The following is a 6,501-nucleotide window of genomic DNA, read 5'->3' as shown; positions in this document are numbered from 1 at the left end:
AGCAATGAAGCTGGTCAATCCCTTTGTCATCATTGATACCAACCATGACAATTCTGGCAAACGGTATCTGGAGCAGGTGCGGATTGTCCGCCAGACCTTGATCAACCGGGCCTGGAATCCGCGAATCCGGCAGGCCGTCCGCGGCTTTATGATTGAGTCTTATCTGGAAGACGGCCGTCAGGATGAAGCGGAGGTTTTCGGTAAGTCCATTACGGATCCCTGCCTGGGCTGGGACAATACGGTGCAGCTGGTCGAGGAAATCTATGCCAGCTTGAAGAAATAAAAAAAGAAAGGGACAGTGTGTTTCCTCCGGAAGCCCAACTGTCAGGGAATGCTAAGAAGACAGCTTTTAAACTTTATACTTTTTGAAAATCGAAGATGGCGGTGGGACAGACTCCCATGATGGCTGTGTCCTCACCCACAGAGGGATGTATTTTTTGGAAGATAGTGCATAAGAACCAATTCTTGAAGAGTTTGGTTCCCTTCACTCTTTTGCTTCCAGGCTCGGGCTGAAAAGGTTCCCCGAATCTTCCCAGCTTTTGCATTTCTGGGCAGGGGCTAAAAAGGTCCCCCGGACCTTCCCAGCTTTTGCATTTCTGAGCAGGGGCTAAAAAGGTCCCCCGGACCTTCCCAGCTTTTGCATTTCTGAGCAGGGGCTAAAAAGGTCCCCCGGACCTTTTTACTCCCAGCCGCGGGACTGTTAGAGGCTGGAGATAAAGGGCAGGCAGTTTCCGGCTTTCGTTATCTTAAGTCTGGGGGACTGTTTGAAGGTGCAGATAAGGAACACCGAGTTTTCCTCAGTATAGGGGCTTTTTGGAGTCTAACAGACGAACCTGCTGCTGCATCCTAACGGATGCTTTATCTGCAAGGAGGCCGGAACAAAAGTGCTTCAGTCTCTGTAAGTCAATGAGACGATTGATGGCCTATCGGCCTGACTCTTATCCCTTGCTATCTTCAGTTTTCTTTGAGTGTCAGCAGGCTGTCCGGCTGAGTTTTACCGCATTCCCAATGAGAGAGATGATCAAAGGACATGGAATCGATGCAGAGGAGCTGTCATCGATTGAACGGGCCTATCAGAAGAATCCCCGCTTTGCCCGCAAGGTGCTGACACCGGCGGAGCTGAGGCGCTTTGAGGAGCTGAAAGGCAAGCGCAGGCTAGAATATCTGGCCGGCCGCTGGTCGGCCAAAGAGGCCTTTTCCAAGGCTTGGGGGACCGGCATTGGGCCAGTGTCTTTTCAGGATTTGGAGATTTTAAATGATTCCAAGGGGGCACCCTATTTCAGTCAGTCCCCCTTTGCCGGCCGGATCTGGGTTTCGCTCAGTCACACCGGGAATATGGTCATAGCCAGTGTGATTTTGGAGGAAGAAGATGAAAGCTAGTCTGCACAGACCCAGCAAAGCCGTCGTTGATCTGTCGGCCATTGCTTTTAATATACAGCAAGTTGCAGCTCATTTGCCGGATTCGGCAGAAAAATGGGCTGTCGTCAAAGCCGATGCCTACGGTCACGGTGCAGTTGCCGTATCTCGCCATATAGAGCCGCTTGTGGACGGCTTTTGTGTCTCCAATATCGATGAAGCTCTGGAGCTGCGCACAGCTGGCTTGACGAAGAAAATCCTGATTCTAGGCATTTCTGAAACGGATGCTGTTTCGCTGGCTCTTGGAAATGAAATCAGCCTGACCGTGGCCAGTCTGGAATGGCTCGACTTGCTTTTAGCCAGACAGGCCGACCTGACTGGCTTAAGCTTCCATATCAAAATTGATTCTGGGATGGGGCGCATTGGTTTTCGCTCAGGTCAGGAAGCAGAGGAAGCTATCCGCCGTCTGCAGGCAGCTGGAGCTCTTGTAGAAGGGATTTTCACCCACTTTGCTACAGCTGATGAAGCGGATGACAGCAAGTTTGACCGCCAGTTGGCTTGCTTTCAAGCCATCCTGCAGCAGCTGGAGACAGTGCCGCCGCTGGTCCATGCCAGCAATTCGGCGACGGCTCTCTGGCACAGCCAGACCGTCATGAATGCAGTCCGTCTGGGAGACATCATCTATGGTCTTAATCCCAGCGGGACCGTTCTGGAGCTGCCCTATGACATCAAACCGGCTTTGTCCCTGCACTCTCAGCTGGCCCATGTCAAGGAGCTGGAAGCGGGAGCAGATGTCGGCTATGGTGCGACTTACACCAGTGCCAGTCGGCAGTTTATTGGTACCATTCCTCTGGGCTATGCTGATGGCTGGACTCGGGATATGCAGGGATTTGATGTGCTGATTGACGGGCAGCGCTGTCCCATTGTCGGCCGGGTTTCTATGGATCAGCTAACCGTGCGCCTGCCTCGGTCTTATCCCCTCGGTACGCCGGTGGTGCTGATTGGCCAGAGCGGTGCAGAGATGATTACAGCTACAGATGTAGCAGTGCAGCGCGGCACCATTAACTATGAGGTGGTCTGTCTGCTCAGCGACCGTGTGCCAAGGGTTTATCGGGAGTAGCCGCAGCGAGCACCCAAACTGCAGTTTCTGACAAAAAATCACCAGAGCAGTTGGTAAAGACTGTTCGTTTGCTTTTAGCAGTGAAATAATCTGGGGGAGTAAAAAGGTCCGGGGGACCTTTTTAGCCCCTGCCTGGAAATTGAAAAGCAGGGAAGGTCCGGGGGACCTTTTTAGCCCCTGCCTGGAAATTGAGAAGCAGGGAAGCGGTGGGACAGACGCCCATGATGGCTGCGCCTTCACCCACAGAGGGATGGATCTTTTGGAAGATACCGTATAAGAACTAAATTTTTAAAAATTTAGTTCCCTTCACTCTTTTGTTTCTAAGCTCAGGCTGAAAAGGTTCCCCAAACCTTTTCACTCCCAGCCCGCGAGGCTCTCACAGTCTCCCAGACTGTTAGAGCAAACTGCGCGAACGACGGGATAAAAGATAAACGAAATGAGAATGACGATAACAGAACTGAAAGAGGCATTATGAATTTACATCAACCCTTGACGGTTCTGCCCGGTGTAGGACCGAAATCAGCAGAAAAATTCAAACAGCTGGGACTGGAAAGCCTGCAGGATTTACTGCTTTATTTTCCCTTTCGCTATGAAGATTTCAAAAGCAAGAATGTTCTAGAGCTGGAAGACGGCGAAAAAGCGGTGATTTCCGGCAGGGTGGTTACTCCAGCCAATGTCAGCTACTATGGTTATAAACGCAACCGCCTGCGCTTTACTCTCAAGCAGGGAGAGGTGGCTCTGGCGGTTAACTTTTTCAATCAGCCCTATCTGGCAGACAAAATCGAGCTGGGAGCTGCTCTGGCAGTCTTTGGCAAATGGGATAGGACCAAGGCCAGTCTGACCGGCCTGAAAATTTTGGCCCAAACGGAGGACGATCTGCAGCCGGTTTACCGGCTGACTCAGGGAGTCAGTCAGGCTAGTCTGGTCAAGCTGATTAAGACAGCCTTTGACCAAGGGCTGGACCTGCTGCTGGAAGAAAATCTGCCCCAGGTACTGTTGGACCGCTACCAGCTGGCGGGACGGGCACAGGCTGTACGGGCCATGCACTTTCCTCAGGATTTGGCTGACTACCGGCAGGCTCTGCGGCGGGTCAAGTTTGAAGAGCTCTTTTATTTTCAAATGCAGCTGCAGGTCCTCAAAACGGAACAGAAAAATGTCAGGAATGGTCTTGCAATGAACTGGGATCAAGAGGTCCTGACTGCCAAGAAAGCCAGCCTGCCTTTTGAACTGACAGAAGCACAGGAGCGCAGTCTGAGAGAGATTCTGCAGGACTTGCAGTCGCCGGCTCATATGAACCGCCTGCTGCAGGGAGATGTGGGAAGCGGCAAGACCGTCGTTGCCGGTCTGGCTATGTATGCCGCTGCCGCTGCCGGCCTGCAGTCTGCCCTTATGGTGCCGACTGAAATTCTGGCTGAGCAGCATGTTGCCAGCCTGTCTCAGCTTTTTCCAGAGCTGAAACTGGTTCTTTTGACCGGCAGTATGAAAACGGCTGAGCGCAGAGCAGCACTGGCTGCTATTGAGACCGGACAGGTCGACCTGATTGTCGGGACCCATGCCCTGATTCAGGAGGGGTATCCTATCACCGTTTGGGGCTGGTGATTATCGACGAGCAGCATCGCTTTGGAGTTGGGCAGCGCCGGCTTCTGCGGGAGAAGGGGCTGAATCCCGATGTGCTGATGATGACAGCAACTCCCATTCCCAGAACGCTGGCTATCACCGCTTTTGGTGATATGGATGTGTCCATTATCGATCAGCTGCCGGCTGGGCGCAAGCCTATTATCACCCGCTGGGTCCAGCATGAGCAGCTGCCAGTGGTGCTGGACTGGATGGCCAAGGAGCTGCAAAAAGGGGCTCAGGTCTACTTTATTTCTCCCCTGATTGAGGAGTCAGAGGCTCTGGATTTGAAAAATGCCCTTGCCCTGGAAGAAGAGCTGAAGGCTTATTTCGGTCGGTCTGCTCAAGTGGCTCTGCTGCACGGCAAAATGAAGAGCGATGACAAAGAGTCTGTGATGCAGGGGTTTAAGGACGGCAAGACGGATATTTTGGTATCCACAACGGTCATCGAAGTCGGAGTCAATGTTCCCAATGCAACGATTATGGTTATTATGGATGCGGACCGCTTCGGGCTGAGCCAGCTTCACCAGCTGCGGGGCCGGGTCGGCCGGGGACAGAAGCAGTCCTATGCAGTTTTGGTGGCTAATCCTAAGACTGAGTCCGGCAAGCAGCGCATGAAAATCATGACGGAGACGACCGATGGCTTTGTTTTGGCCGAGGAAGATCTGAAAATGCGGGGCTCCGGTGAAATTTTTGGCAGCCGCCAATCCGGCCTTCCAGAATTTCGGGTGGCGGACATCGTTGAGGATTATCCGATTTTAGAAGAAGCCAGAAAGGTTGCCAGTCAGATTACAGCTGATCCTAACTGGCGGCAGCAAGCCGACTGGCATTTGCTTTCTCTGCATCTGGACCGACAGGATTATCTGGATTAGAAAAAGTCTGACTTTTAGCTTTCTGCAAGCTATCTGTAAGTCTGCCTTAAGTTTGGCAGCTTATGATAATCCTATCAACCCTAAGGAGGCAGTGCAGATGACAGTCACTATTAAAGTAAGCTATCAGAAAACCTTTTTTAAAAAAGGCGGGAAAGCGGAGGTGAGCTATGGTCGGTGATTATCTATTCAAAATGCTGGAAGCTTTCCTTCAATCCCTGTTTTAGGAAAGGAAAAATCAAAGATGTTCAGTTCTTTCCCTAACAGAAGTGAGGCCCCCACCGCCTTTCCTATTCCTTCTTATTTTCAAGAATATTAGAACCTGTGTTTATAGATGACTTTGCCATCTATAAACACAGGTTCTTCATTTTCGATGCTGAAGAGCTGATACTCGGGATTCGCTGCTAATACGATATGTGTTTCAAGCTCAACCTTTTGAGGTTTTCGATGTGATGACGGATGTCGGCTCTGGCGGTGGGACAGAACTAAATTTTTAAAATTTAGTTCCCTTCGCTCTTTTGTTTCTAAGCTCAGACTGAAAAGGTTGGGGATGAGGGAAACAGCGTTTTCCTCAATGTAGGAACTTTTTGGAGTCTAAAAGACTATAGTGGTAAAATAGTCTGGCTGCCCTTTTCGAATTCTCATCGCCAGCCTGACCAATCATCCTTCCATATAGTTCTGCAGTTCCTGGTCTTGCAGACCGGCGTTGAGAGCGATGAGGAGCTTGAGTCGGGCTTTTGGGGCATTGAGCTCCTTGACAAACATAATGCCGGCCTGATGCAGTTTGACACCGCCGCCTTCGTAAGCATAGACTGGCTCGGCAATGCCGTTGAAGCAGCGGGACACCAAAGCGATGGGGAGCCCGGCTGCTGCCATCTGGCCCAGTCTGTCGGCTGTTTCTTGTGGCAGATTGCCGGCTCCGAAAGCTTCGATAATCAGACCGTCAATCTTGCTCAAATCCAGCATATCCAGCAACTCTGTCTTCATCCCCGCATAAGCTGGAATGATGGGCACCAGCCCTGAGATCTTGTCCAGGTCAAAGCGCACACGCGGTTCTGCTGTTTTAAAATAAAGAATTTCCTGCTTCATCACCAGCCCCAGCGGTCCGTGAGTCGGTGTCTGGAAGGTGCTGACATTGGTCGTGTGGGTTTTGGTCACATACTTGGCTGCATGTGCTTCGTCATTCATAACGACCAAGACACCCTTGCCTTTGGCCTTGTCGTCGCTGGCCACTCTGAGAGCTGACAGGTAGTTGTAAACGCCGTCGCTGCCCAGTTCATTGGAGCTGCGCATAGCCCCGGTCAGAACCACCGGAATATCCGGCAGTTCCATAGTATCCAGAAAGTAGGCTGTTTCCTCCAAGGTATCCGTTCCGTGGGTAATGACCACACCGTCAAAGTACCGGGCCCGCTCCTTAATGGCTTGGTACAAGGTCAGCATGTGCTGGGGGGTGATGTGGGGGCTGGGAATGTTGAAAAAATCCACCGCCTCAACCTCAATCCCCTCCAGCGGCACCCGCACATGGTTCATTGGATTGTCCTT

At 51.6% G+C, this 6,501-nt stretch carries 3 protein-coding genes and 2 pseudogenes; 4 read left to right on the top strand and 1 reads right to left on the bottom strand.

What is annotated here, in order from left to right; genetic code table 11:
* The 4 genes and pseudogenes from STRDD11_RS14000 to recG form a co-directional block, all read left to right on the top strand.
* Window positions 1-283: pseudogene (locus STRDD11_RS14000) on the top strand (3-deoxy-7-phosphoheptulonate synthase); the annotation flags it as partial.
* A 734-nt stretch (window positions 284-1,017) separates the two neighbouring features.
* The gene (acpS, locus tag STRDD11_RS00525; RefSeq protein ID WP_128834330.1) at window positions 1,018-1,380 is read left to right on the top strand and encodes a holo-ACP synthase; all 363 of its coding nucleotides are present in this window, start codon (window positions 1,018-1,020) and stop codon (window positions 1,378-1,380) included.
* Window positions 1,370-2,476, top strand: a complete 1,107-nt coding sequence (gene alr / locus STRDD11_RS00520) for an alanine racemase (protein ID WP_128834328.1) — start codon at window positions 1,370-1,372, stop codon at window positions 2,474-2,476. Before acpS ends, alr begins: the two co-directional genes overlap by 11 nt.
* A 471-nt stretch (window positions 2,477-2,947) precedes the next feature.
* Window positions 2,948-4,962 (top strand): annotated as a pseudogene (gene recG, locus STRDD11_RS00515) (ATP-dependent DNA helicase RecG).
* A gap of 657 nt (window positions 4,963-5,619) precedes the next feature.
* Here the strand turns inward: recG and STRDD11_RS00510 are convergent.
* Window positions 5,620-6,501 (bottom strand): asparaginase (locus tag STRDD11_RS00510; protein WP_164828324.1); only part of this gene is annotated, 882 nt, incomplete at its 5' end.

Source organism: Streptococcus sp. DD11 (assembly GCF_001578865.1).
Taxonomy (GTDB): Bacteria; Bacillota; Bacilli; order Lactobacillales; family Streptococcaceae; genus Streptococcus; species Streptococcus panodentis.
Note: the sequence above shows the minus strand (reverse complement) of the source record. Positions and strands in the feature narration are given on the sequence as shown.

Excerpts from the sequence above, each read along its gene's own strand:
- acpS (WP_128834330.1), top strand. The coding sequence starts at position 1,018 with ATGATCAAAGGACATGGAATCGATGCAGAGGAGCTGTCATCGATTGAA.
- alr (WP_128834328.1), top strand. The coding sequence starts at position 1,370 with ATGAAAGCTAGTCTGCACAGACCCAGCAAAGCCGTCGTTGATCTGTCG.